The sequence below is a fragment of the Deltaproteobacteria bacterium HGW-Deltaproteobacteria-2 genome, assembly GCA_002840505.1.
GTDB lineage: Bacteria > Desulfobacterota > Syntrophia > Syntrophales > Smithellaceae > Smithella.
The window spans coordinates 231,276-255,403 of sequence record PHBC01000006.1 but is presented as its reverse complement, the minus strand read 5'-3'; the positions used below and the strand labels follow the sequence as shown (position 1 = coordinate 255,403).

General features: G+C 44.0%; 24 protein-coding genes and 1 pseudogene. 9 read left to right on the top strand and 16 right to left on the bottom strand.

All coding sequences use genetic code 11. From position 1 onward, the window contains the following. The first annotated feature begins 114 nt into the window (after positions 1–114). On the top strand, positions 115–1,500 hold the full coding sequence (locus CVU62_13105) for a hypothetical protein (GenBank protein PKN37022.1): 1,386 nt from the start codon (positions 115–117) through the stop codon (positions 1,498–1,500). Positions 1,501–1,550: 50 nt separating this feature from the next. Here the strand turns inward: CVU62_13105 and CVU62_13100 are convergent, their stop codons facing one another. The 13 genes from CVU62_13100 to CVU62_13040 all read right to left on the bottom strand — a co-directional run bounded on the left by CVU62_13100 (position 1,551) and on the right by CVU62_13040 (position 15,122). Beyond that, on the bottom strand, positions 1,551–2,351 hold the full coding sequence (locus CVU62_13100; GenBank protein ID PKN37021.1) for a thioesterase family protein: 801 nt from the start codon (positions 2,349–2,351) through the stop codon (positions 1,551–1,553). Positions 2,352–2,408: 57 nt separating this feature from the next. Beyond that, positions 2,409–3,422, bottom strand: coding sequence for a hypothetical protein (locus CVU62_13095; GenBank protein PKN37020.1), 1,014 nt, complete (start codon positions 3,420–3,422; stop codon positions 2,409–2,411). Between the two features lie 49 nt (positions 3,423–3,471). Continuing rightward, complete coding sequence (gene queD / locus CVU62_13090) at positions 3,472–3,831, bottom strand: 6-carboxytetrahydropterin synthase QueD (protein PKN37019.1); 360 nt, start codon at positions 3,829–3,831, stop codon at positions 3,472–3,474. Between the two features lie 9 nt (positions 3,832–3,840). Further along, positions 3,841–4,482 carry a 7-carboxy-7-deazaguanine synthase gene (queE, locus tag CVU62_13085; GenBank protein ID PKN37018.1) on the bottom strand — a complete coding sequence of 214 codons (642 nt, stop codon included), beginning with the start codon at positions 4,480–4,482 and terminating at the stop codon, positions 3,841–3,843. Positions 4,483–4,484: 2 nt separating this feature from the next. Then, a complete protein-coding gene (gene queC / locus CVU62_13080; protein PKN37017.1) occupies positions 4,485–5,189 on the bottom strand; it encodes a 7-cyano-7-deazaguanine synthase QueC in 705 nt (234 codons plus the stop codon). A 41-nt stretch (positions 5,190–5,230) separates the two neighbouring features. Further along, positions 5,231–6,007: a hydrolase TatD gene (locus CVU62_13075; protein PKN37016.1), complete on the bottom strand. Its 777-nt coding sequence runs from the start codon at positions 6,005–6,007 to the stop codon at positions 5,231–5,233. A 267-nt stretch (positions 6,008–6,274) separates the two neighbouring features. After that, positions 6,275–7,102: a peptide ABC transporter permease gene (locus CVU62_13070; protein PKN37049.1), complete on the bottom strand. Its 828-nt coding sequence runs from the start codon at positions 7,100–7,102 to the stop codon at positions 6,275–6,277. Positions 7,103–7,266: 164 nt separating this feature from the next. Continuing rightward, positions 7,267–8,241, bottom strand: a complete 975-nt coding sequence (locus CVU62_13065) for a diguanylate cyclase (GenBank protein ID PKN37015.1) — start codon at positions 8,239–8,241, stop codon at positions 7,267–7,269. Between the two features lie 34 nt (positions 8,242–8,275). Then, positions 8,276–9,064: an AP endonuclease gene (locus CVU62_13060; GenBank protein PKN37014.1), complete on the bottom strand. Its 789-nt coding sequence runs from the start codon at positions 9,062–9,064 to the stop codon at positions 8,276–8,278. Between the two features lie 225 nt (positions 9,065–9,289). Beyond that, positions 9,290–9,919, bottom strand: a complete 630-nt coding sequence (locus tag CVU62_13055) for an SAM-dependent methyltransferase (protein ID PKN37048.1) — start codon at positions 9,917–9,919, stop codon at positions 9,290–9,292. A gap of 319 nt (positions 9,920–10,238) precedes the next feature. Continuing rightward, the gene (trxA, locus tag CVU62_13050) at positions 10,239–10,574 is read right to left on the bottom strand and encodes a thioredoxin (protein ID PKN37013.1); all 336 of its coding nucleotides are present in this window, start codon (positions 10,572–10,574) and stop codon (positions 10,239–10,241) included. 220 nt (positions 10,575–10,794) lie between these two features. Continuing rightward, positions 10,795–14,028 (bottom strand): multidrug transporter AcrB, encoded by a 3,234-nt coding sequence (locus tag CVU62_13045; protein PKN37012.1) that lies wholly within the window; start codon positions 14,026–14,028, stop codon positions 10,795–10,797. Then, positions 14,025–15,122 (bottom strand): hypothetical protein, encoded by a 1,098-nt coding sequence (locus CVU62_13040; protein PKN37011.1) that lies wholly within the window; start codon positions 15,120–15,122, stop codon positions 14,025–14,027. Before CVU62_13040 ends, CVU62_13045 begins: the two co-directional genes overlap by 4 nt. Before the next feature lie 325 nt (positions 15,123–15,447). On the opposite strand from CVU62_13040, the gene CVU62_13035 reads away from it, so the two are divergent. Then, positions 15,448–16,128 (top strand): Crp/Fnr family transcriptional regulator, encoded by a 681-nt coding sequence (locus CVU62_13035; GenBank protein ID PKN37010.1) that lies wholly within the window; start codon positions 15,448–15,450, stop codon positions 16,126–16,128. A gap of 140 nt (positions 16,129–16,268) precedes the next feature. Here CVU62_13035 and CVU62_13030 read toward each other — a convergent pair whose 3' ends face one another. After that, on the bottom strand, positions 16,269–17,600 hold the full coding sequence (locus CVU62_13030; protein ID PKN37009.1) for an NADH oxidase: 1,332 nt from the start codon (positions 17,598–17,600) through the stop codon (positions 16,269–16,271). An 81-nt stretch (positions 17,601–17,681) separates the two neighbouring features. Next, positions 17,682–18,049 (bottom strand): annotated as a pseudogene (locus CVU62_13025) (permease). Positions 18,050–18,274: 225 nt separating this feature from the next. Between CVU62_13025 and CVU62_13020 the strand changes: the two are divergent. The 4 genes from CVU62_13020 (at position 18,275) to CVU62_13005 (ending at position 21,157) form a co-directional block, all read left to right on the top strand. Further along, a complete protein-coding gene (locus CVU62_13020; GenBank protein ID PKN37008.1) occupies positions 18,275–18,622 on the top strand; it encodes a hypothetical protein in 348 nt (115 codons plus the stop codon). Positions 18,623–18,639: 17 nt separating this feature from the next. Continuing rightward, entirely contained in the window at positions 18,640–18,999 is a 360-nt protein-coding gene (locus tag CVU62_13015) for a dinitrogenase iron-molybdenum cofactor biosynthesis protein (GenBank protein PKN37007.1), read from the top strand. A 164-nt stretch (positions 19,000–19,163) separates the two neighbouring features. After that, a complete protein-coding gene (locus tag CVU62_13010) occupies positions 19,164–19,646 on the top strand; it encodes a thioesterase (GenBank protein ID PKN37006.1) in 483 nt (160 codons plus the stop codon). A 317-nt stretch (positions 19,647–19,963) separates the two neighbouring features. Further along, positions 19,964–21,157 carry a methionine adenosyltransferase gene (locus CVU62_13005; protein PKN37005.1) on the top strand — a complete coding sequence of 398 codons (1,194 nt, stop codon included), beginning with the start codon at positions 19,964–19,966 and terminating at the stop codon, positions 21,155–21,157. Between the two features lie 129 nt (positions 21,158–21,286). Here the strand turns inward: CVU62_13005 and CVU62_13000 are convergent, their stop codons facing one another. Beyond that, positions 21,287–22,015, bottom strand: coding sequence for a hypothetical protein (locus CVU62_13000; GenBank protein PKN37004.1), 729 nt, complete (start codon positions 22,013–22,015; stop codon positions 21,287–21,289). 354 nt (positions 22,016–22,369) lie between these two features. Here CVU62_13000 and rsfS point away from each other — a divergent pair, with 354 nt between their 5' ends. Genes rsfS through rfaE2 form a run of 3 tightly spaced genes read left to right on the top strand, consistent with a single transcriptional unit; the run spans position 22,370 to position 23,981 of the window. Then, positions 22,370–22,726 (top strand): ribosome silencing factor, encoded by a 357-nt coding sequence (rsfS, locus tag CVU62_12995; GenBank protein PKN37047.1) that lies wholly within the window; start codon positions 22,370–22,372, stop codon positions 22,724–22,726. Further along, entirely contained in the window at positions 22,723–23,457 is a 735-nt protein-coding gene (locus tag CVU62_12990) for a competence protein ComF (GenBank protein ID PKN37003.1), read from the top strand. Before rsfS ends, CVU62_12990 begins: the two co-directional genes overlap by 4 nt. A gap of 20 nt (positions 23,458–23,477) precedes the next feature. Then, positions 23,478–23,981 carry a D-glycero-beta-D-manno-heptose 1-phosphate adenylyltransferase gene (gene rfaE2 / locus CVU62_12985; GenBank protein PKN37002.1) on the top strand — a complete coding sequence of 168 codons (504 nt, stop codon included), beginning with the start codon at positions 23,478–23,480 and terminating at the stop codon, positions 23,979–23,981. Positions 23,982–24,128 lie beyond the last annotated feature (147 nt).

The window sequence follows — 24,128 nt, the reverse complement described above, 5'->3', positions numbered from 1 at the left end:
GATACGTCTTAATTAAAACTTCCACCCCCTTAATCTCCCGCCAGCGGGGGACACAAAAAAACATGTAATAAAAAGCGCAGTAGAGTGCGCTATGTGTAAAATGGAGAATTTTAAATGCTAGATTGTTTTTTTAACCCCAAAAGTGTTGCCATTATCGGAGCCTCCAGTAACCAAAACAAAGGCGGATATCACATTCTTAAAAATGTCATGGCCGGATTTAAAGGGAAAATTTATCCGGTCAATAAAAGTTACGGTGAAATTTTAGGACTCACCTGCTATCCCGATGTAGCTTCAATTCCCGGCAATATCGATCTTGCCATATATTTTATTCCTTCGAAAGAACTTCCGCATACGGTAAATGAATGCGCCAAAAAAGGTGCAAAAGGAATCATCATCGAATCGGGCGGATTCGATGAAGCTGGAAAAGAAGGCCAAAGGCTTCAGAAGCTTGCTTTAGGAAACGCGGCTAAAGCAGGCATAAGGTTATGGGGTCCCAATTGCATGGGGTACGTTGACGGCAACAGAACTTATGTGTTTTCCTTTATTCATTCCGCAGTATGGCCGGATGTGTTCAGAGGCGGAAACGTTGGTTTGATTGTTCAAAGCGGCATGCTTTCCGCCGGTTTTCTTCTTCACGCTCTGCAGGAAGGAGTCATGGGCGTTAGCAAGGCCTGTTCCATCGGTAATAAATGCGACATTGATGAAAGCGACATTCTGGAATACATGATCAACGACAGCGAAACTGAAGTAATCGGATGTTATCTCGAATCACTTGTAGACGGAAGAAGATTTATCAATCTTGCGAAAAAAACAAACAAACCGATTATCGTTCTCATGGGAGGCAGAAGCTCCGAAGGCGCCCGGGCAGCTCAGAGCCATACGGCAAGTCTTTCGGGAAATTACCAGGTCACACGCGGAGCGTTCAGGCAAGCCGGCATAATCGAAGTATTTGATCCGGCCGAACTCACGGACATGGCCAGAGCTTTTTCCAAAAAAATGATTTATCGTCCCGGAGGCGGCACGGCTATTCTCACTTTTTCCGGAGGAGCCGGAACCATTACCACAGATTTGATGGATGATTGCGGGCTTAAGTTGGCCAAGCTTTCGAACAAGACTTTTGACTCTATCGCAGAGCTTTTTCCTCCGTGGAACAAACCCGACCATCCTCTTGATCTCTGGATAGCAATTGAGCGCCACGGCTTTGAAAAAGTATTCAGACGCTCTCTTAATGCAGTAGTAAATGATCCGGCTGTCGATTCGATTATATTTCACAGCTACGCCACACCACTGGTTGGACGGGAGTTTATCGAAGAACTCGCGGCACTTATTAAAAAGCATAAAAAACCAACGGTTTTATGGGTGGAAGGGAGAAAAGATTTCGCCGACCATATGAGAAGCCTTGTCGAGAATGCGGGACTCCCCGCGTACCGTGAAATGGGCAGATGCGTTACAGTTCTTAAGGGAATAAAACAGCATTTCGCCAAAAAGCCGGCAGATTAGATCAATTATACTTTCCCTCTGTTAGCTGAAAAAGTTACAAGCAGTTAGATTTAATATTTTCTAAACTGGGCAATCTGCCGCGATATCGCCAGAAGTTTACCACTTTCATCCCATAGTTCGCCGTCTTCTTCCACAATATCACTGGTCAGATAATGAGAGCGGAAAACCGCTTTAATCCATGCCGTATCGGGAATATCTCTGACGCTGACTGAATATTCGATTGTCGGCACCCATGCCACAATCCCATGACTGGCCAGCACCGGCGGCGGAAAAGAATCAGCAATTAAAAGAAGAGAAAGAGCATCCCAGGGACGGTCATCTTTGAATTTTATCCATCCCTTTTGTTCGGAAACCGGCGATAAATTACTTTCACCTTTTATCCATCCGGCGCAGGAAGGCGCCAGCAAAACATCCATGTGATCATATAATGTGTATGCCGGCACATGCGGAAACAGAAAACACTCTTCTCGCGCGGGCATTTCCGGGGCATCTTTTTCGTACCGGTTCGCGCTTTGGTCGCAGCTACTTTCATTCATTAATGTCGCCCAGGCACGGGTTCTTTCCACACCATCCTGAATCAGGCTGGCCTGAAAGCGATTTAATGAATACCCTGTGGAAATAGCTTCCACCGCCACTTTGGATTTCTTTTCCGTCTCACATTTGCCAAGAAAATTCGCGGTAACGATGACCGGCCATTTTTTATCACTCTTTTTTTGCATGGCCGCAGCCAGAAAAGCCGTCAGATATCCGCCGTTAGGATTTGCATTGATCGACCAGTTGGGGGAAACAATTCCTTCAAAATCAAATTCGTCTTTTTGTTCCAGCAGAACGTCTTTGTCAAACAGATACATAATCACACCTTATTTGCATTTGCCCGAGAGCCATTTAGCTCTCCGAAAATCAGAAATTTAATCATCCTCTACCACAGAAAGATTGATAAATTTTAAAATCGATGCCTGAAACCTATTGTAATATTCTTTAGCTTTGCCGGCGTTGGATGAAGGCAATTCTAATGTCAATGTAAAGATATTTCTTTCATTGCCGGCATAATTCCCTAAAGAACCGGGATAGAAACCAAATTTCTTTAATGGATGATGTGATTCCCTGCTTATCATTTCCAGCCAGCGTTCGAATGTATCCAGATCAGATATGCGACCGTCATAATCGAAGAAATTAAGCGGCGAATGAACAGAGAGTATTTTTTGCGGATTGAACCTCTTTATTAAAGCAATCTGAAACATAGTTTCCTGTTCCGACGCGGGCCTTCGTCCGGAATAATAACGTTTGCGTTTACTGCTATTCGAATTTTTCTGTTTCAGAGATTTATTATACCAGTCTCTGGTCGGAAAGTTTCTATTGAGATCAATTCCATTGGCATTAACCCGCATGGGAGCTTTGGAAAAGAAACCATCGGGATTAACAAGCGGCGCTATAATAATGCACTTATCTTTAAAAATTTGCGGATTGTCTTTGATATAGTGAGCAAGCTTGAGCATGAGATAGACAGTCGGCAATTCATCACCGTGAACACCTCCCAGAAAAAGAACACAATTTTTTTCCGAATCGCCAAAATGTGCAAAAATGAGCGGGCGTTTTTTCCTGGTCGTGCGATAATATTCCCATGGTATTTCTCCCGGCTTGATGTCAGTCCAGCCGTATCTAGCGCATTGTTTCTCCAGCATCTCGGTATATTTTTTCAGTTCTTTAGTAACATTCATGACGGGCGGCTGTTGAATCTTTTGCTGCGGTTGTGGCTTTGGCTTTTCTTGTTGCTGCGGTTGGGGTGCAGGTAGAGATACAACAGTTGCATCCGGCTTGATTGAAGGCGTTTGCATAGAACATCCGGCCATTAGAGCCAGGACAAATGCTGCAAGAACCACAATGGAGAGAATCCCTAAGAAGTCCTTTTTGAAAATGTGCATATTTATATTGTATTCCTTACATTAGATAATATCTAAACAAAACCCCTCTCTATTCTTCACCTTGATAGATGCAGCCCGATTCGGGACTTTCCCGTAAAATAACTTTATTTACTTGCGGCAATGCCGAATGAATATTTTCCCAGATCCATTTGGCAACATTTTCCGATGTTGGATTATCAAGCCCGTCAATATTATTTAAATATTTATGATCCAGTTGGTCGTGTAGTGGTTTAAAAGCTTTTTCAATATCATCAAAATCTATCAACCAGCCGGATTGCGGATCAACCAAACCCCTAAGATGAATTTCGACAGTGTAGGAGTGTCCATGAACCTTGAAACATTTATGTCCGGGATCAACGTTGGGAAGACGATGAGCCGCATCAAATTTAAATACCTTGAAAATTTCCACTTAATATCCTCACTTTATGCCTAAAATTTTATGTGTCTGCAAACCCAACCGCCATTTTGGATGAGACAGTACATATTCCAAGGCCAATCGAGTATTTTTTTCACGATCTGGTGAATCCATCGGCTGCAGAAAAAAAAACTGAAAATCCAGCGCCTCGTATTTTTCGGGCTGGGCTCCCTGCTGAGGAAATACCAATTTTAACTCCTGCCCCGAACGTAATAATAGCTTAGCACCGGCTTTGGGACTAACGCAAATCCAATCGATTCCCGGTGGTGGCAAGAGTGTGCCGTTCGTTTCGACGGCTATTTCCCATCCCTTTGTGTGCAAAGCTTCAATTAACTCTACATTCAATTGCAATAACGGCTCTCCGCCTGTGCAGACAACAAACGGCCGGACTGTTTTTAATTTTTTTTCCGGCCATAGTTTGCAAATTCTTTCTACTAAGTGATCTGGTTTGGGGAATTCCCCCCCTTGGGGTCCATCACATCCGATAAAATCGGTATCGCAAAACTTACAAACGGCTTTTTTGCGGTCGGCTTCTTTTCCTGACCATAAATTACAGCCGGCAAAACGGCAAAAAACAGCCGGGCGACCGGAATAAAAACCCTCGCCTTGAATTGAATAAAATATCTCTTTGATAAAATAACTCAAAGTCAACCCTCATTTTTATATTTGACAGGATCTTTAACACCGGCATCCCTGAAACCTTTCAAACGTAAAAGGCAGGAATCACATTCGCCGCAGGCTTCACCTGAAGGAAGAGGATCATAGCAACTGTGCGTCAGACTGTAATCGACTCCCAGTTCAATGCCCTTCCGGATAATTTGCGATTTACTCATGTTGATTAGCGGCGCATTAATTTTTAATTTTTCCCCGCTTTCCACACCGGCTTTTGTCGCCAAATTGGCCATTTGTTCGTAAGCGGCAATATACTCCGCACGGCAATCCGGATAACCGCTGTAGTCCAGGGCATTTACTCCAATAAAAATATCGTCAGCTCCGATCACTTCCGCCCAGGCCAAAGCATAAGAAAGAAATATAGTATTACGCGCCGGAACATAAGTTACCGGAATATTTTTTCCCATTTGTTCCACATTTCTACTTTTAGGAACAGCGATATTCGCAGTTAATGCAGAGCCGCCGATCCGGCGCAAATCAATATCGATTATCAGATGTTCAGTAACTTTGTTGCATAGAGCAACACGCTTTGCTGCTTCCAACTCTACAACATGCCGTTGTCCGTAACGAAAGCTCAACGCGTAGACATCAAATCCCTTGTCTTTAGCAATAGCCAGTGTCGTGGCGGAATCAATCCCTCCACTAAGAAGAACAACGGCTTTCGAGTTATCTTTCATCATTTCGATATCGAATATAATAATATTTATTGAAGAATATACAGCTAATTAATGCCGGTAGCTTTAATACCAAAAAGATTCATTGTATTGCAAGCAGTTACCTCAGCAACTTCTTCCCATGAAACTTTTTTGATTTCAGCCACTTTTTTTGCCGTATGAATAACATAAGAAGGTTCATTCCTTTTGCCGCGGTGCGGAACAGGGGCAAGATAGGGACAATCCGTTTCCAGCAATAAATTAGAAAGAGGAAGGCGCTGGGCGACTTCCTGAAGTGTTTTAGATTTATCAAATGTCACCACGCCGGGAATTGAGATGTAAAATCCAAGATCAGTGCACTTTTTAGCCATTTCGTAATCTCCGGAAAAACAGTGAAATACTCCGCGGCGCACCCTTGATGATTTAACGATTTCGATAGACTGCTTATGAGCTTCACGATCATGGATAATGACAGGAAGATTAAGTTCCTGAGCCAATTCCAGTTGCCGGCCAAATGCTTCTAATTGTTTTTCTTGAGGTGAAAGATTACGGAAAAAATCCAACCCGATTTCGCCATAGGCAACAACTTCTTTCCTGTGCGCAAGCTCCTTAAGAGCGTCGTAGGTGCTATTATCAGCGTTTACTACATCATGGGGATGTATGCCTATTGCTGCATAAATATTTTCATGTTTTTGGGCAAGGTTAACAGCTTTGAGGCTGAATTCTAAATTTATTCCCACAGTGATAATAAAATCAACTCCCGCTTCTCTGGATCGTTTGATCACTTCCTCGCGGTCAGAATCAAACTCTCTCATTTCCAAATGGGCGTGGGAATCAATAAGCATAGGAAACTATTTTTCGTTTTCATCCAGACTAACTTCCTCGGCATTATCCGCAACGTCAGGAAGTTTTTTCAAAAGGTTTTGTAATTCTTTTTCGGAAACCTCGCCGAGCAAGACCTTGCGTGAAGCAATACGTTTATCAAGGTCAAGTAATTCTGCATCAAATTTTTGGGGCATGTTAATCTCTTCTCCTTGCGTGAATTGAACGAGCCGACTACTATTACATTTTTGCAATTTAATCAAGCCTGAACAAAAACCAGAAGGAAGACGTCATTTTTTCAGGCGCGGATCAAGCAAATCCCTTATTCCCTCTCCCAGGAGATTGTAACCCACAACAGTAATCAATATAGCCAGGCCCGGATAAAAAGAAAGCCACCAGGCAATATCGATATTGTCTTTACCCGCAGTCAAAATATTGCCCCAACTGGGCGTAGGAGGTTGCACACCAATGCCTAAAAAACTCAAGGCCGATTCGGTAAGTATCGCCCCGGCAATACCCAATGTCGCCGCAACCAGAATCGAAGCCATAGCGTTAGGAAGGATATGCAAGAAAATGATCCGCAAGTCGCCGGCTCCTATGGCTCTTGCCGCCTTAACAAAGTCCCTTTCCCGCAATGAAATGAAATCAGCCCTTACCAGCCTTGTTACGCCCATCCAACCTGTCAAACCAATAATGATCATGATATTCCAGATAGAAGGTTCCAGAAAAGCGATTACCGCCAGAATCAGGAAAAAAGTGGGAAAGCAAAGCATAATATCTACAAACCGCATTATCACTGAATCTACCCAACCGCCATAATATCCCGCTACAGCCCCGAGGATGGTCCCAATAATTATGGCCACACCGGTAGCCACGAATCCTACTTTCAATGATATTCTCGCGCCCCAGATCATACGGGACAATACATCACGCCCTAGTTGATCCGTTCCGAATAAATGTTGCAATGAGGGCGATGCCAGCACATTGGTCAAATCAATTTGACCGGGATCATAAGGAGCCAGCCATGGTGCCAGAAGCGATATAAACAACAGCAACAAAACAAGGCCGCTGCCGGCAAGCATCAATTTGTTTCTGTATAATGTTTCCCAAAGATTCATATTTTTAATACCGTCATTATGAAACCTTTGCATAATTTATCTTGTGTCATTTCGAGAAGTCTCGACTAGTCGGGACGACGAGAAATCTTTCTTTATCATCAATCTAGATTTCTCATCCCGACACATCGGGATTCGAAGTGACACATGGACTTTTTAAAAAGCCATTATGAAACGCGGATACGAGGATCCGCAGCAGCATACGACACATCGGCAATTAAATTGCCTAAAAGTGTTAATATTGCGCCAATGAGCAAAATACCCATAATCGTCGGGTAATCTCTGGCCATAACCGACATATAAAAAAGCTGTCCCATGCCTGGAATAGCGAAAATAGTTTCAAAAATAACACTACCGCCGATAAGACCGGGAATGGAAAGTCCCAGGATTGTTATAGCCGGCAGAAGCGCGTTGCGTAGCGCATGTCTGTAAATTACATCCCTTTCACTCAATCCCTTGGCTCGGGCAGTCATAATATAATCCTGCCTGATGACTTCCAGCATGTTTGCGCGCATGTAACGGGAAAGACCGGCCAATCCTCCAAAGGAAGAAATGAATAACGGTAATACCAAATGTTTGGTTAAATCAATAAACTGCGCCCAGGGTGTAAGGTACTCATAATTTAAAGAACGCAACCCGGAAATAGGCAACCATCCCAGATTGATGCCGAAAAATATCATTAATAATAAAGCCAGCCAGAAAGTTGGAATCGCGAATCCAATAAAAACGAACACTCCGGCGATCTTATCAAAAAGCGAATTCTGATGGACAGCGGAAAGCACTCCTATCGGTATGGCAATGGCTATAATAATCAGAAGAGAAAGAAATTCTATAATGATGGTAATGGGCAGACGTTCCATAATCTTTGCGTTAACGGGCCGGTGGTCGGACGAAAACGAAACACCCAGATCACCATGGCTGATTTTTTTCAGCCATGACCAATATTGAACATGAACCGGCTTATCCAGTTCATATAAAGCCTGAAGACGTTCCTTCATCTGCGCGGAAGCCTTGGGATTCATTTGAGTCTGCAAGTCTGTGGGAGAACCGGGAGCCAGATGCATAACGAAAAAACAAATTATCGTAATCCCCAGTAGAAGCGGAATCATAAACAATATTCTTTTTAATATGTACCTTAACAATTTTTCCCTCTGAAAATAATCAATTCATCTCTTTTTAGAAAAACAACAGCTTCATATCTTTGACATTCTTTACCGACTGCAAGAAAGTATCGGGATTATGAGCTTCCAGTGTTATAGTCGGTTTTACTTTTATTTTTTTAAGAATTTGAAAAAATTCTGCAAAAGGAAATGTACCATTGCCTACTGGAAGGTGCTCATCCAACCGTCCGAAATTATCATGCAAATGAAGATGTCCTAAATATTTTCCCAACTCCGTAAGCCAAATATCAAGCGGCTCATGAGAAAAGACATTGAAATGTCCGGTATCAAAACAAAAACAAATTTTATCTGAAGACAGCGCATCGAAAAGACGCCGTAAAATATACGGATTTTTTTCATACACATTTTCCAGGGCAATAATTGTTTTAGCGTCTTTAGCCCGCGCAATCAACTCTGTCCATGTTTTAACGCTGTTCTCCAGCCACAAATCATCTGCCGACACATAATAACGGTCGTCAAAAGATGGATGGCAAACGATTTTTAAAGGATGAAAATAAGGCGCTAAATCAAAGACCTGCTTAATCCGGTCAAGACTCGTCTGCCGGATTTTATCATCCAGGGCCGCCGGACGCAGATCCAAAAAAGGAGCATGGAAAGTTACTTTTAAACCGTTCTCGGCTAAAAGTTTTGCCGTTTCCAAACATTTTGATTTATCCAAATCCTGCAAAATCCAATGATGAAAATATATTTCCAGATTAAGCTTCTGTTGAAGAACAGACTTCAAATACTTGGGCAGAAGATGATACGGCATATGAGCGTGAACTTTGCTTATGATACTCTGCATGACAAAACCCTTAATATTACACTGGTAAAATTATACACCTTATTACCATAGCTACTTTTTTAATGAAACTCAAGTTTTAGAAACATAGTGCACTAAAACTTGTAAGTTGAATTATCCCGATGGCGTAGCGTGTCGGGATTTCACAACAATCAAAAATATTTTAGCGGAGTTTCCCACGGCGGAAGCCAGAGAATTCCATGCAGCAGGATGGGATTTGACTAATTTCTATTTGCAGGCCGTCATCAGGAATATTGTAAACAGTCGGTTTTTACCATTACCAACTGGTTTTTCAATTTCGGCCGCCTTAAGTGATCGAATATTTCGGAATCCTGAATCCATCAATATAAGGCGCAAAGCTTCCCGATCAAATCCAAAGTGGAATACACCTTCATTATTGCTGTGAAACTGGCCGTCATCCAGATCCAGATCAGCAATGGCAAGTATGCCGGATGGGAGTAAAACCGAATGAAATTGTTTTAACAAAGCGGGCGTGTTCTTAATGTGATGCAAGGTCATGCTACTGACAATCAGATGATAAGAATCAGTCAGAACATCACCCTTATCAAGGTCAACGTATTTAGCTTTTACTTTTTTCAGGTTTTGTTCTCTGATCTTTGTTTTAAAAACATCAAGCATCGCCGGGGAGCTATCCACGCCGGTTATGGAATGGACAAAAGGCTGCAAGGCAAGTGTCAGCAATCCTGTGCCGCAACCGAAATCCAGAACGTCCATATCGGGCGTTAAGGTTATTTCCCGGATCATGCTCTGAGCAATATCTTGAGCCACTTTTACACGGCCGGGAACCTGATCCCAGTTAGCGGCTTCCTGATCGAAATTGCGCTTTTTAGTATTTATCTTGCTTCCTCCAGACATTGATAATACTGCGACTATTTTTTACCACCAATACATTAGCCAAACAACATAATTAATTACCAGACCATACAGAAAAAATGTTAGCTGCTTTTCTTATCGCTTTCCACATCCGTTCTTTTCTTCTTGTCCTTGACCGGACAAGCCTGCCTCACTCAAGTGGAGACTCCCATGCGCGGCAATAGCCAGGCCTGTACAAAAACCCACGTCGCCAAAACCAAAATTAAAATCAATGTATCGTTCATTTTTTGCCTTCTTTATTCTATTTAAGGGAAGGCGGCAAAACCGCCTCCCCTTTCATCCGTTAGTTCAAATTCTTATCAAGCAACTGCACAAGTTGATTTTTGGATAACAAGCCAACCTTAGTATCCTGCACTGTACCGTTTTTAACCAGGATCAATGTCGGTATGCTCCGAACCCCATACTGAGAGGCTGTTGCCGGATTATCATCCACATTCACTTTGACTATGTTGACCCGTTCGCCGTATTCGACCGCAAGCTCTTCTAAAATCGGACCGATTGCCCTGCAAGGACCGCACCAGGGCGCCCAGAAATCCACCAAAGTCGGCTTTTCTTCTTTTAAGACTACTGTATTGAAATTAATATCATCAGCGTGTTTCACAAATTCTGAATTACTCATTTTTTTCTCCTTATAAATGATTTATTTTGTTTCTTTTTTACGTCTGCGGTAAAAACTATCTTCTTTTGATTTTATGAATACACCCTGCTATTTAATATTGCATTGATCTAAATCAACGCGTGAGAATATTTTTTTGCAGATGGATATTAGCAAATAAGGTTTAAGCTAACTTGGTAGCCCATTCGAAGACTGGTTGTCAGATTCTAGGAGAACTGATGCATCAGATGCCTTCGTCCTCCGGCACCTGTTCTTTCTCCATCGGGCACTTCTTATTTTTGAAAAATTCATAGTAGAGCAGCGGAACAACTACGAGTGTGAGCATTGTCGAGGCCACGGCTCCGAACATCATGGCGATGGCCAATCCCTGAAAGATTGGATCAAGAAGCATGACGAAGGATCCGACAACGACAGCGGCGGCTGTGAGAACGATAGGCCGGAAACGCACTGCTCCTGCGCGGATCAGCGCCTGACGCAGGTCGCCCTTTTCCTGCCATTCCATCTGAATGAAGTCCACAAGCAAAATAGAATTTCGCACAACGATCCCCGCCAGGGCAATGAATCCGATCATGGATGTTGCCGTAAAAAAGGCGCCGAAAACCCAGTGGCCGGGCAAGATCCCCACGAGTGTCAGGGGAATCGGAGCCATGATGACCAGCGGCGTCACAAAGCTCCGGAACCAGGCTACAACCAGAATATAGATGATGATAAGCACAGCGGCAAAGGCAACACCCAGATCCCGGAATACTTCGTAGGTGATGTGCCACTCACCATCCCATTTCATGGAATAACGTCCCTCCAGCCGGGGCTGCGTCGTGTAAAACTGCTGCAGCTCATATCCTTCGGAGAGTTTCAACTTTTTGATGTCCGATTTCATTTTCAGAATGGCATAGACGGGACTCTCTTCGGTTCCGGCTACATCACCTGTCACATAGGTTACTTTCTTCAAATTCTTATGGTAGATTGTTTTCTCTTCAATCCCTTCTCTGGTCTTTACTAACTCTGCCAGAGGGATAAGTGCACCCGATGGGGAGGGAATGGTCATGGATTGAAGCACGGCCAGATTTGAGCGCAGCTCCTGCGGCAGGCGCAGAAAAATATCTACGGGTTCCTTCTCTCTATCCATGTGTACAAGGCCGGCTGAGGCTCCCGACAGTGCAATGCGCAGACTCCGGGCAATGCTCTCCGTGCTGATTCCGCTGTCAGCCGCTTTTTCCCGGTCAACATCGAACATGACCTTGCGCTGATCGGCCTCAACAAGCCAGTCGATATCAACAACGCCGGATGTCTTTTCAAAAATATCCCGCACCTGTTTGGCGATTTCAATCTGACGCGATGTTTCCGGACCGTAGATCTCCGAAACAAGGGTGCTTAAAACCGGCGGACCGGGCGGAAGTTCCGCTACTTTGATCCGCGCGCCATAGCGATCGGCAATGCGCTTCAATTCAGGACGCATGCGTTTGGCAATATCGTGACTCTGGTCCTTGCGCTCGCCTTTGGACACGAAATTAACCTGGATATCGGCAACATTGCTTCCTGAACGGATGAAATAATGACGCACCAGACCATTGAAATTGTATGGCGATGCCGTGCCCACATAGGCTTGATAATCCGTCACTTCCGGCACGGTTTTTAGATACTCGGACATTTCCCGCGTGAGAGCGGCCGTTTCTTCCAGTGTTCGTCCCGCGGGCATGTCGATAATCACCTGCAATTCGCTTTTGTTGTCGAAAGGAAGCATCTTCATGGTGACTTGCTTCAGAGGAACGAGGACAAAGGCCAGCATCAGCAGGAAGCCGATGACCGCGAAGGCGATAAGACGCTTCTTCCGGGCATCAATCAGGGGGCCAAGCAGTTTCTCGTAGAGGCGGGCCAGCCCTTGTTTCTCTTCATCATGACCCAGACCATGACGGACGTTCTTCAAAACGATGTAGGCCAGCCAGGGGCTGACGATGAAAGCAACCAGCAGGGAAAAAACCATCGCCGCCGACGCGCCGACAGGAATGGGCTGCATGTACGGTCCCATCAGACCGGAAACGAAGGCCATGGGCATCAATGCCGCAATAACGGTAAACGTCGCCAGGATTGTAGGATTGCCCACCTCGTCTACCGCGTACACCGCCGTCAGCGGCTGAATCTTGTGCATTCGGAAGTGGCGGTTGATGTTTTCCACGACAACAATAGCGTCGTCGACCAGAATGCCGATGGAAAAGATGAGGGCGAACAAAGTCACGCGGTTCAGAGTATAACCATAGAGGTAGTTGATCAGAAGCGTCAACGCGAGAGTTACCGGAACAGCAACGGCCACCACGATGGATTCTCTCCAGCCCAGAAACAGGGCCACGAGGATGATTACCGAGATCGTAGCCAGAAGCATATGATAAAGTAGTTCATTGGATTTTTCCTTGGCGGTTTCCCCGTAGTTGCGGGTCACGGTCACCTGAACATCATTCGGAATCAATTGTCCCTTCAACGCTTCTACTTTCTTCAGCGCCTCATCGGCAACGACGCTGGCGTTGGCTCCTTTTTGTTTGGAAATGGCAATCGTTACGGCTTCATACTGCCCGGTGGCATCGCCTGCTAATCCTTTTTTTGCCGCCGCAGGTCCCATGCCCATGAAGACATAGTTGGCCGCTTCCTCCGGTCTGTCGGCGATTTGCGCCACATCCCTGAGATAAACAGGCCGGCCATTAAACACATGGACAACAAGATTGCCTACATCCTGTACATTGTTCAGGAAGCGGCCCGTCTCCACGATCGTTTCGCGGTTGCCGATCGGAAAGGTTCCGGAGGAAATGACCACATTGGATTTCTCCAGACGATCCATAATCTGGAAGGGCGACAGTTGATAAGCCCGCAGACGCTGGGGATCAATGGTGACTCTGATCTGGCGGCGCTGACCTCCAATAATGGAAAACTCCGACACATTGGCGTCTTTCTTGAGTTCATCGGACAGCCCCGTGGCAATTCTCCTGAGCTCATAACCCGTGTATTGCGGCTGTTTGCTCCAGAGAGTGAGCGCCAGAACCGGCACATCATCAATGGATTTGGGTTTCACCATGGGTTGCGAGACTCCCGGCGGGATAATATCATAATTAGACATCAGTTTATTATACAGTTTCACCAGGCTGTCTTCCATTTTTTCGCCCACGTAGAAACGGACAATAGTCATATTGGAGCCGGGTTTAACGATGGAATAGACATATTCAACCCCTTTGATCTCCCAAAGGAGTTTCTCCATCGGGATCGTCACGCGTTCTTCGACTTCTTTAGGGGATGCCCCGGGATAGCTGACAAATACATCAATCATGGGAACGACAATCTGTGGTTCCTCCTCACGGGGCGTCACAATGACGGCAAATATCCCGAGCAAAAGGGCGGCAATGACGAGGAGCGGCGTGAGTTTCGACTTGATGAAGGCCCTGGCAATTTTTCCGGAAATCCCGATTCCTGTCATTTTGTTTTTTCTCCCGTTATCAAACCGCCATCTATTACCTTTTCGATTCCTGCCGTAATGATCCGGTCATTTACAGTAAGTCCCGACAAAATCTCCGTGCCGCCGGCAGAGGCGTTTCCTTTACGAACCAGACGATACGTGACAATGCCTTGGCCATCAACGGCATAAACGCCCGTTAGCTGTCCTTTTTGAACAATGGCTGTTTCAGGCACCAGGATTGTCTCCCTCTTACCTACTGGAATCCGCACACGGGCAAACAATCCACTTCGTAGATTGACATTCCTGATTTCCACCTTGACCGTAAAAGTCCGGGATAAGGGATCAACAGAAGGGAAAACCTCCCGGATCATTCCCGGAAGAGGCCGATCCATGGTCTCGACGATGGCTTCCACTACCATGCCTGTTTTTACCTTAGCCCCGAGACCGGCATCAATGGACACTTCGATGTAAGAACTGCCCCCGCTCTCAATAACCAGTAGGGGCATGCCGGGAGTGGCCATACTGCCGGCATCTATGCGTTTCTCTGTTATCCTGCCGGAGATCGGCGCGGTAACTCGGGCAAAAGAAAGGTACGTCCCTGCTTCCTCCGCTATGGACTTTATACGTTCATATTCGGCATCCGCTACTTTCTTCCGCGCATCCATCTGGTCCATCTCCTGGAGGGAAATGACATTTTCATCATAGAGTTTTTTATACCGCCGCCAGGTTTTTTCCGCCAAAGACTGACTTTGTTTTGCCGACTCCACTGCCATACCTGCGGCACGCACCCTCTGGGCGGCATCCCGGTCATCAATAGTCAAGAGAACCTGTCCCTCTTTCACAGAGTCGCCTTCCCGAACAGAGAGGGAAGTGACTGTACCCATTACCCGGCTGGCAACAATGCTGGTGCTGTTTGCCCGCACGGTCCCGGTGGCTTCATAGATATCGTCAACCTTTGACATTAAAACGGGAGAAACAGCAACACCGGTAATCTCAGGACGTTTAATCGCCTTCTCTTCCGTCTTGTCTTTGCAGCCTGCTGTCATACCGGCAAGCACGATCATTGCCGCTAGAAAACAGGATGCCATCAACCTGTGATAACTTTTCAATTCCATGGTTGTTTCTCCATTAATGGGCGTTATGATTAATATTCAAATTATTCAAGAAATGTAATATTACGGAAATCAACTGTTCCATATTCATAGGCTTTGGCCTCCTATTCCAATATACCTGGGAATTATCGTTTTATTTATAATACCAACACTTTCGTGTGTCCACTTAAATCGTTTTGAATTACTCATTCCGGTTTCTCCTTATAAATAATATATTTTGTTTCTCTTTTGCATCTGTGATAAAAAATATCTGATTTTGATTTTATGAATACACACTGATATTTAATATTTCATTGATTTGAATCAACGCGGGAGAATATTTTTTCATATGGATATTACAAAACAGATAAAGGATATTAGCCTGTTTCAGGGAGTTTCTTCAGAAAAAATAAGTTTACTGGCGCAGCAGGCAACATACAAAAAATTTAAACCGGGTGAGATGGTTATCGGCGAAACAGATCCTATCCGATCATTTTATGTGGTCATCTCCGGACAGTTAAAACTCTACCGGAGTTCAGCGGAAGGCAAAGAACAGACCCTGCAACTGCTCGGTCCGGGAGATCCTTTCGGTCTGTGCACGGCGTTTGCAACCGATTCCTTTCCGGCTTCCGCCATGGCCATTGAAGATGCTGCAGTTCTTTTAATTCCCGGCACGGTCATGGAGGAAACAGCAAGGCAGGAACCAGCGCTCTTGTTCAACATCATTCAGATACTATCCCAGCGCCTCAAGGATTCCATGGCCCTCATCGAATCTCTCGCCTTAAAAGAAATTCCCGGACGGCTGGCATCTTTCCTGCGCCATTCATTACCAAAGAATGCATCAGACAAAAAAACTGCGGTGGAATTAACGATTTCCCAACGTGAACTGTCTAAGATTATTGGCGCCACGCCGGAAGCACTTTCCCGAGCCCTCAGAAAAATGGCTAATGACGGTATCCTCTCCACATCAGGCCGTGTCATCACCATTCTCGATCATAAAGCGCTGGAACAACTGGCAGAAGGCGAGTAACCAATCACGGGGATGAAACCCCAAAGCAAGCAAGCTGCGTGGTATTATACTCTCCGCTTTGTCACGATGTATCGGGATTCAACTTACCAATTCCGCCGCGCTTCGCTTTCGGAATTGGAGTTTCACGAATAAACAAAACATTATATTATACGGCGCAACGCCTGCGCAGCATTATGAATGATGTCCCACGCCGCGCTGAAGGGAGGTGCGTAAGCCAGATCCAGATAGCCGATCTGATCAAGATCCATTCCAGCCCAGAGTGCGACGGAGAGCGCGTTGATCCTGCCTACAGCACCGGCTACTCCGACAGCCTGCGCTCCCAGCAGTTTGCCTGATGATTTATCGGCTATAAGTTTCAGGCCGATTTTTCTCATACCTAATGCAGGCGCCATTGCACTACCCCACGTAATGTTACTGACCGGCACATACCCAACGGCAAGAGCTTCTTTTTCCGATAGGCCGGTTGCCGCGCATTCCAGATCAAAAAGTCGGAAAGACTGAGCGCCGACAATGCCGTCAAAAGTTAAAGGTTTGCCAGCGATGTTGCGTCCGGCGACGCGTCCCTGTTTGTTGGCAATATCACCGAGAGGGATATTTACCCAGCGGCGGCTGACCTTATGAAATGACTCACAGCAGTCACCAGCCGCATATATACTTTCCAAAGATGTTTGTTGAGCGAAATTTACGGCAATCGCGCCGGTTTTGCCTATATCGAGACCGATGGATTTTGCCAGTCGCGCGTCTGGACGAACACCTACAGCCAATAAAACCAGATCCCCTTCCCAAAAGCCTTTATCTGTTGTTACTTTAAGCGGCGCACTCGTTCCTTTTTCAATAGCATTTGCTTGTGCATTGGCTATGAATTCCACGCCATGCGCTTGTAGTTCTTCGAGCATAATTGCAGACAGGGCTGCGTCCCAGCGATTGGCCGGCAGCGAATCCTTATGGATGATAGTTGTTTTAATGTTTGCAGCATGCAGTGTTTCACTCATTTCCAAGCCAATGAAACCGCCCCCGATGATCACAACACGCTTTGCATTTTTCTCTCGCAACCATGTTTTGATGGATATGGCATTTTCGAGATTTCTCAGTAAAAAGACACCAGGCAGATCGATACCGGTAATGTCTGGCACAATCGCAGAGGTTCCGGTGCTCATCATTAAAAAATCATAGGGAAACCGGCGGCTATCTTTTGTTTCAGCGACACCCGCCTTAGTATCTATATTTATAACCGGAGTATTAAGCTGCACATCGATTCCATCTTCGCTGAATCTCTCCGGCGTTCGTGCAACCAGATTGTTAGCATCCTTGATGAGATTACCAATATAATAAGGAGTTGGACATGATGCGTAAGCAACAAACTTACCTTCTTGCAGAATAGTAACTTTCAAAGAAGGGTCATTGCGTTTTGCTTCGGCGGCTGTGGATGCGCCACCCGCACCGCCACCTATAATCACTAAATTCTTATCCATACGTATCTCCTCTTTATTCCCCTTTTAAATGCAACATCCTTATTTAATATAGTGGTCAATCAATAATTCTTTTATCAATCTTTACTTCGAGAAAATCATTTTTATAGAAATGATCAGTAATGCTATTCCGAATATTCTTTCCAATGTTTGATTAGATAAATTGGTGGCAAATTTTGCGCCAATTAGACCGCCAAATATGAAACCAACGCAGATTAATGCAGCAATTGGAAAATCAACATATACTTGTTATAGTATGTCCACGCGGCAAGTATGCCTATTGGTGGAACCAATAAAGCCAAGGTTGTTCCCTGGGCCATTTTTTGGGAAAGACCGGCAAATATTACGAGAATCGGGACTATAATAGTTCCGCCGCCAATACCGATGAGGCCGCTTAATAGTCCGGCCAACAAACCTGTGAAAACATACAGAAACGCATTAGTGATACCCATATATTTATGCCCTCCTCTTTATTTAAAGCTGAAGGAAATCGCATGGTTATTTGTTCCCTATTAATAATACTGCGGCCATTCATTGTATTCTAACAATAAATATATTATTGCAAAAACGCAAGAACAATCATCTTCTTATCTTACTTTCTGGTAAGCAGAAAAAATTTATTCTTTGACAAGTTATGGGCATATGCTTATAATAACTAAAAGGAGCAATGAAGACAAATGCCCCGCCCCAAATGTCGCCGGAATATCGGTGGAATGCCTGACAAAAATTATTTCAAACCACGGGGAATACCTACTGTGGATTTGGAGGAGATTGTTTTGAATCTGGATGAATTTGAAGCTATTCGTCTTGCGGATTATGAACAGTTGTATCAGGAAGAAGCAGCGGCCAAAATGAACATTTCCCGCCAGACGTTTGGTAGGATAATTGAAGCGGCACACAAAAAAATAGCTGACGTTCTGCTGCACGGGAAAGCGCTGAAGATCGAAGGCGAAGAAGTTAATTTAGGCGAAAATACATCTTGCGGCCAGGGGAAAGGCCGCAGGGCTGGAACAAACAATCAATAATTTTAAAGGAGCAATACATGAAAATCGCGTTACCGTCATACCAAAATCAAATTGATGAACACTTTGGACACTGTGAATATTTCACGGTCTTTACAATTAACGATCAAAAGAAAATCATGGCAGAAGAAAAAATCGCCTCGCCCTCTGGCTGCGGTTGCAAATCGAATATTGCCCAGACACTTGCCGAGAAGGGCGTGAAACTTATGTTGGCCGGGAACATGGGACAAGGTGCAGTAAACGTTCTGAACAATCTGGGAATAGATGTTTTGCGCGGATGTTCCGGTGATGTGAAAGCCGTAACGGAAAGCTGGCTCGCTGGCAACCTTAGGGATTCGGGAATCGCCTGCGTTCAGCACAAGCATGAATGCCATGAATAATGATCGCACGACACAGGAGCTTCAAAATATTCATCCGACTTATGTGATTCCAACACACTGTACAGGCAGAAAAGCAATCATGGCTATGGAAAAACAAATGCCTAAGCAATTTATTTTGAACATGTCGGGAACAAAACTTACATTCAGTTGAGAAAGGAGATACCATGGAGAAAAAAGCGTTTCAGGATTACTATCCGGACGATTTAAGCCACTGTTACGGATGCGGACGACTTAATCAAGATGGTCTGCAAATCAAAAGTTACTGGGACGGAGATGAATCTGTCTGTCTTCACCAACCCAAGGCCTGTTACATGGCTATTCCCGGTATGGCGTATGGAGGTCTCATCGCATCTCTGATTGATTGCCACTCCACCGGCACGGCCGCGGCAGCCAAATATCGCGCGGAGAATCGCGAAATGGACACCTTACCGCCGATTCGCTTTCTGACAGCTTCTTTACATGTTAATTATTTGTTGCCGACACCTTTAAATGGACCAATTGAAATTCGGGGCAAAGTCAAGGAAGTCAGAGGGCGCAAAGTTGTAGTGGAATCCAGACTGATTGCCGAAGGTCAGGTTTGCGCCACAGGAGAAGTCGTGGCCGTTCAGGTATCGGATAATATGATGGATATTCTTCTTAAAAAATAATTTCTTGACAAAATGTTTATGATTTGTTTTATCAAACCAAACAAAAGCGGCGATTTAAACAAGTTAATTGCTCCGCTCTAAAAATGTGCTAAAGGCTGGTGCAAAAGAAAATGAGCCCGTTGCCCTTTGGCGCGGGCTTTTTGTTTTAAGGAAGTTTGAATCACGGGTATGAATCCCAAAGCTATGGTGTTCATAACTCCGTTGTGTCCCGACAGCGTCGGGATTCAACTTACCAATTCCGTTGCGCTATGCTTTCGGAATTGGAGTTTCACAAAAAAAATGAACGCAAAATCTAATAGAGAGGTAATAAAAATAAAATGAGTAAACTAAGCACTCGTCACATTTACACTTCGGAATCGGTTTCAGAAGGACATCCGGATAAAGTATGCGATCAGATTTCCGACGCGATTCTGGACGCATGCCTGGAGCAGGATAAGCATTCTCACGTAGGCTGCGAAACGGCTGTGGGACCGAATATCGTCGTTAATCTAGGAGAAATCACCTGTAAAAACTGGAACAAAATCAATCCCCAGGCCATCGCGCGACAAGTCGTCAAAGACATCGGTTACGATGACCCGTGCGAGAACTTCAGCTGGGACACTTTTAATTACGTTTCCGCCATTCACGGTCAATCACCGGATATCAAACAAGGTGTCGACCGTGATAAGCCTGAAAATCAGGGTGCCGGTGATCAGGGTATGATGTTCGGCTATGCTTCATATGCCACCCCGCAAATGATGCCTGCTCCCATAGTTTATTCGCATCGATTACTGGAGGAGCTGACTAAACTCCGCAAGGAAAAGGCTATTGAATATCTCCGCCCCGATTCCAAAGCGCAGGTCAGCGTATTACATGAAGATGGAAAAGCCGTGAAAATTACGACCGTCGTTATTTCCCATCAGACATGCGACGTACCGTTAAAACGAATTCGCAAGGATTTGATAGAAATCGCTCATCAGGTTCTCGACAAGACGGGAATGCTGACCAACAAGACGGAATTTTTGATTAATCCTACAGGTCGATTTGTAATCGGCGGCCCCAGTGGCGATTCCGGTGTCACGGGTCGGAAAATTATCGTGGATTCTTATGGAGGAGTCGGTTCTCACGGCGGCGGTGCTTTTTCCGGCAAAGATCCCTCCAAAGTAGATCGTTCTGCTGCCTATTACGCCCGTTATGCCGCCAAGAATATTGTAGCAGCCAGACTGGCCGACAAATGTGAAATCCAGATTGCCTACGCAATTGGCGTTGCCACACCGCTCAGCATCAATGTCTGCACCTATGGTACAGAGGCAATCCCGGAGCAAAAAATTGAAAAGATTCTCATGGAAGGAGATATTTTTGATTTCCGTCCGGCAATGATGATTAAGGATTTGGGACTGACAACACCCAAAGGCTGGAGCTATCGCAAGAGTTGCAACTACGGTCATTTCGGCCGCCCGGGATTCCCCTGGGAAAAGACGGATCGTGTGGATGCGCTTCGTGAAGCAGCCGGATTGAAGTCTAAAAAGTAATCACCATACTTGCATCTTATATAAAAAAGCCCGCTCCCTTTTGAGAGCGGGCTTTTTTATATATATATTTCAAGTTAATTTTGTTTATCTTTATACTTGGCTTGATGGACATAGTCCGTGAATCCTGTACTATGGCAAGTTCTTATTATTTACTTCTGTTTTTATCGGCAATTCTGGACAAACTAGCGTCTTATAAGAAGAATCTTTGATTGATTCCAAGACAATATTTCTCATGTTTTTTAAAGAGTAATAAGGTGTTTCTTTGGTTATCAAATTTACACCCCATTCAGGAACGTAGGCTGCAACAGGCTCAGTAAAGTTTTGATACGTTACACGCGTCTTATCAGGACTAATTTTTTCAAGCGTCCATGTATGTTCTGAATTTGTAATGCGAACAGTTCTATCTTTATAAGGCACAAGAGGTTCTTTTACAGCCAGGCAATAAAAGATCATACGGTTCATTTCAGGATTAATTTCGCCGTGAGTATCATAAACAATATCTCTGTTCCTTAAAGGCCAAGGTGCTTTCAATGCAATATAATGTATAAGGTGACCATTTTCCCATGGTTTAATGACAAAACTTTCATAGCTATTATGTACGAATTTTTTGTGTAATGTAGCGTCAGATAATAGTCTACAAATAATATCCATAGAAGCAGGAATCGTAGTGATACCCTTGCATTCATTGAGACCAGAATTTTTATATGGGCGGACATAGACTTCTATACCATCATCATTTTTTATCAGCTTCCAGTTGTCTTCTGCGTAAAGATTTTGAGAGATACAAGTACTGAGCAAGGTAAATAAAAATAAGATACGAAGAATAAATCTGCTTTTGTTGGAGGAAAAGTATTGCATAGAACAACGCCTCCTTCTTAAATTGATGAGTCATTGTTTATTGACTTATAGCATAGGTCGAACATATTTCATAATGTCAACATATATTTATTTATGGAAGCATGAACAATGTTCACAAGTAATAATTTGAGGAAAAAGAAGTTGATACGAGGCTTGACACTGAATGTCAGATCAATATCCGTTTATGTCAGTATTATCTAACCATATTTTCTGATAAATTTTTTTTATAAAAACGAAAGTGTAGAGCGAAGTTGTCAATTCTTCTGATTTGTGGCATATATTACAAAAATCCCATGCTTTAAAAAGGAGGTTTATTTGCCCGCCAAAAAAAATGTAACCAGAGAGCGTCTTATTTTGTGTATCAATGCAACCCTGCAGAAAAAAGCGAAAGAAATAGTTGTTTTAAATTTAAAAGAAATTTCTGCTTTTACAGATTACATGATTATCTGCAGTGGAACATCGGAAAGAGAAGTTCAGGCAATCGCTCAAGCTATTCAACAATTCTTAAAGAAAGCGGGAATCAGGCCTATGGGTATCGAAGGCGAAACCAACGGTCAATGGATTCTGCTTGATTACGATGATGTCGTAATTTCCGTTTTTTATGAACCTGCCCGGGAATTTTACAACATAGAAAATCTGTGGGATGCGCCCCGGATGAATATTGATGAAAATAAGAAGGAAATAAAAAGATTAAACAAGGAACTGGCATGATCTTCGGCGAAGTTTTAAATGATTTAAGTAAAGTTATTTTCCCTCCCCAGTGTCCGGGCTGTTCTGAAATTTTGTATCCGTTTGACCGTCAAATGTTTTGCTCCCTTTGCAATGACAAGATTAATTTTATAAAAGGCGGCATCTGCTCCATTTGCGGTACAACTTTTCCCGATAGTCCGGCTGAGAATCATTTATGCGGAGATTGTCTGGAGAAGAGACCTTATTTTTCTTATGCCCGCGCCGTATTCAGTTACGAAAACATTATACTGAACGCTATTCACCAATTTAAATACAAACGCAATATATCCATCGGAGAAATGATGTCTTCTTTTATGGCCGACTTTTCCTTTCCTGATATCGATTTCACTGATTACTCTTTGATTATACCCGTGCCCCTGCACATTAAAAGACTCCGCGAACGTGGTTTTAATCAATCTCTGATTCTGGCCCGCGCCATAGGGAAAAAACAGCAAATTCCTGTTAATTTTTCCTTGCTGAAAAGGCACAAATTTACTGAAACACAAACCGGTATGCACAAAGACGAAAGAAAGCAAAATATCAAGAAGGCTTTCGAAGTAAGTAACAAGGAGAAAATCGCCGGCAAAGATATCATCCTTGTTGACGATGTCTACACCACCGGCGCAACGGTTAATGAATGCGCAAAAACGTTAATTAAGGCTGGAGCTCGAAAAGTTTCCGTTTTAACACTGGCCAGAGTCTTCCAAAATTAATTTCAGTATAAGGAGCGGGAATGTATAAAATTTTAGAAAGAGAAGCTCTCCGGAATAAACTGGAAGCCCTGCGTAAAAAAGGAAAGAAAATAGCTTTTACCAACGGATGTTTCGATATTTTACATGTCGGCCATGTACGTTATTTGCGCGAAGCTAAAAAAACCGCCGACGTACTGGTACTCGCTCTCAACAGCGACTCCTCCGTGCGCTCGATCAAGGGAGAAAAAAGACCCTTAATTAATGAAAAAGAAAGGGCCGAAATTCTCGCCGCTCTTGAATTTATCAATTTTGTAACTATATTTGAAGAGTCAACACCATTGGAATTGATCAAATACCTAAAACCGGATATTCTGATAAAGGGAGGAGATTGGCCGGAAGAAAAAGTTGTCGGTCGGGAAGAAATAAAAAAATGGGGAGGCAGGGTAGTCATAATTCCCGAAGTAGAGGGGAAATCCACAACCAATATCGTGGAAAAAATTAAACAAATTTATTGTTCCGGCAATAAAGTTATTGATTTTAATTGAATTATCACGATATCAGCCAATATAATAAAAAAATTATATTGACAAAGATTTTCCTTTACAAATAAAATTCACTTGTGTAATAAGGACGACCCGATTTTTTCATATAAGGAGTGAATATTTTGGAAAAACAGGCAAACGTAAAACAAA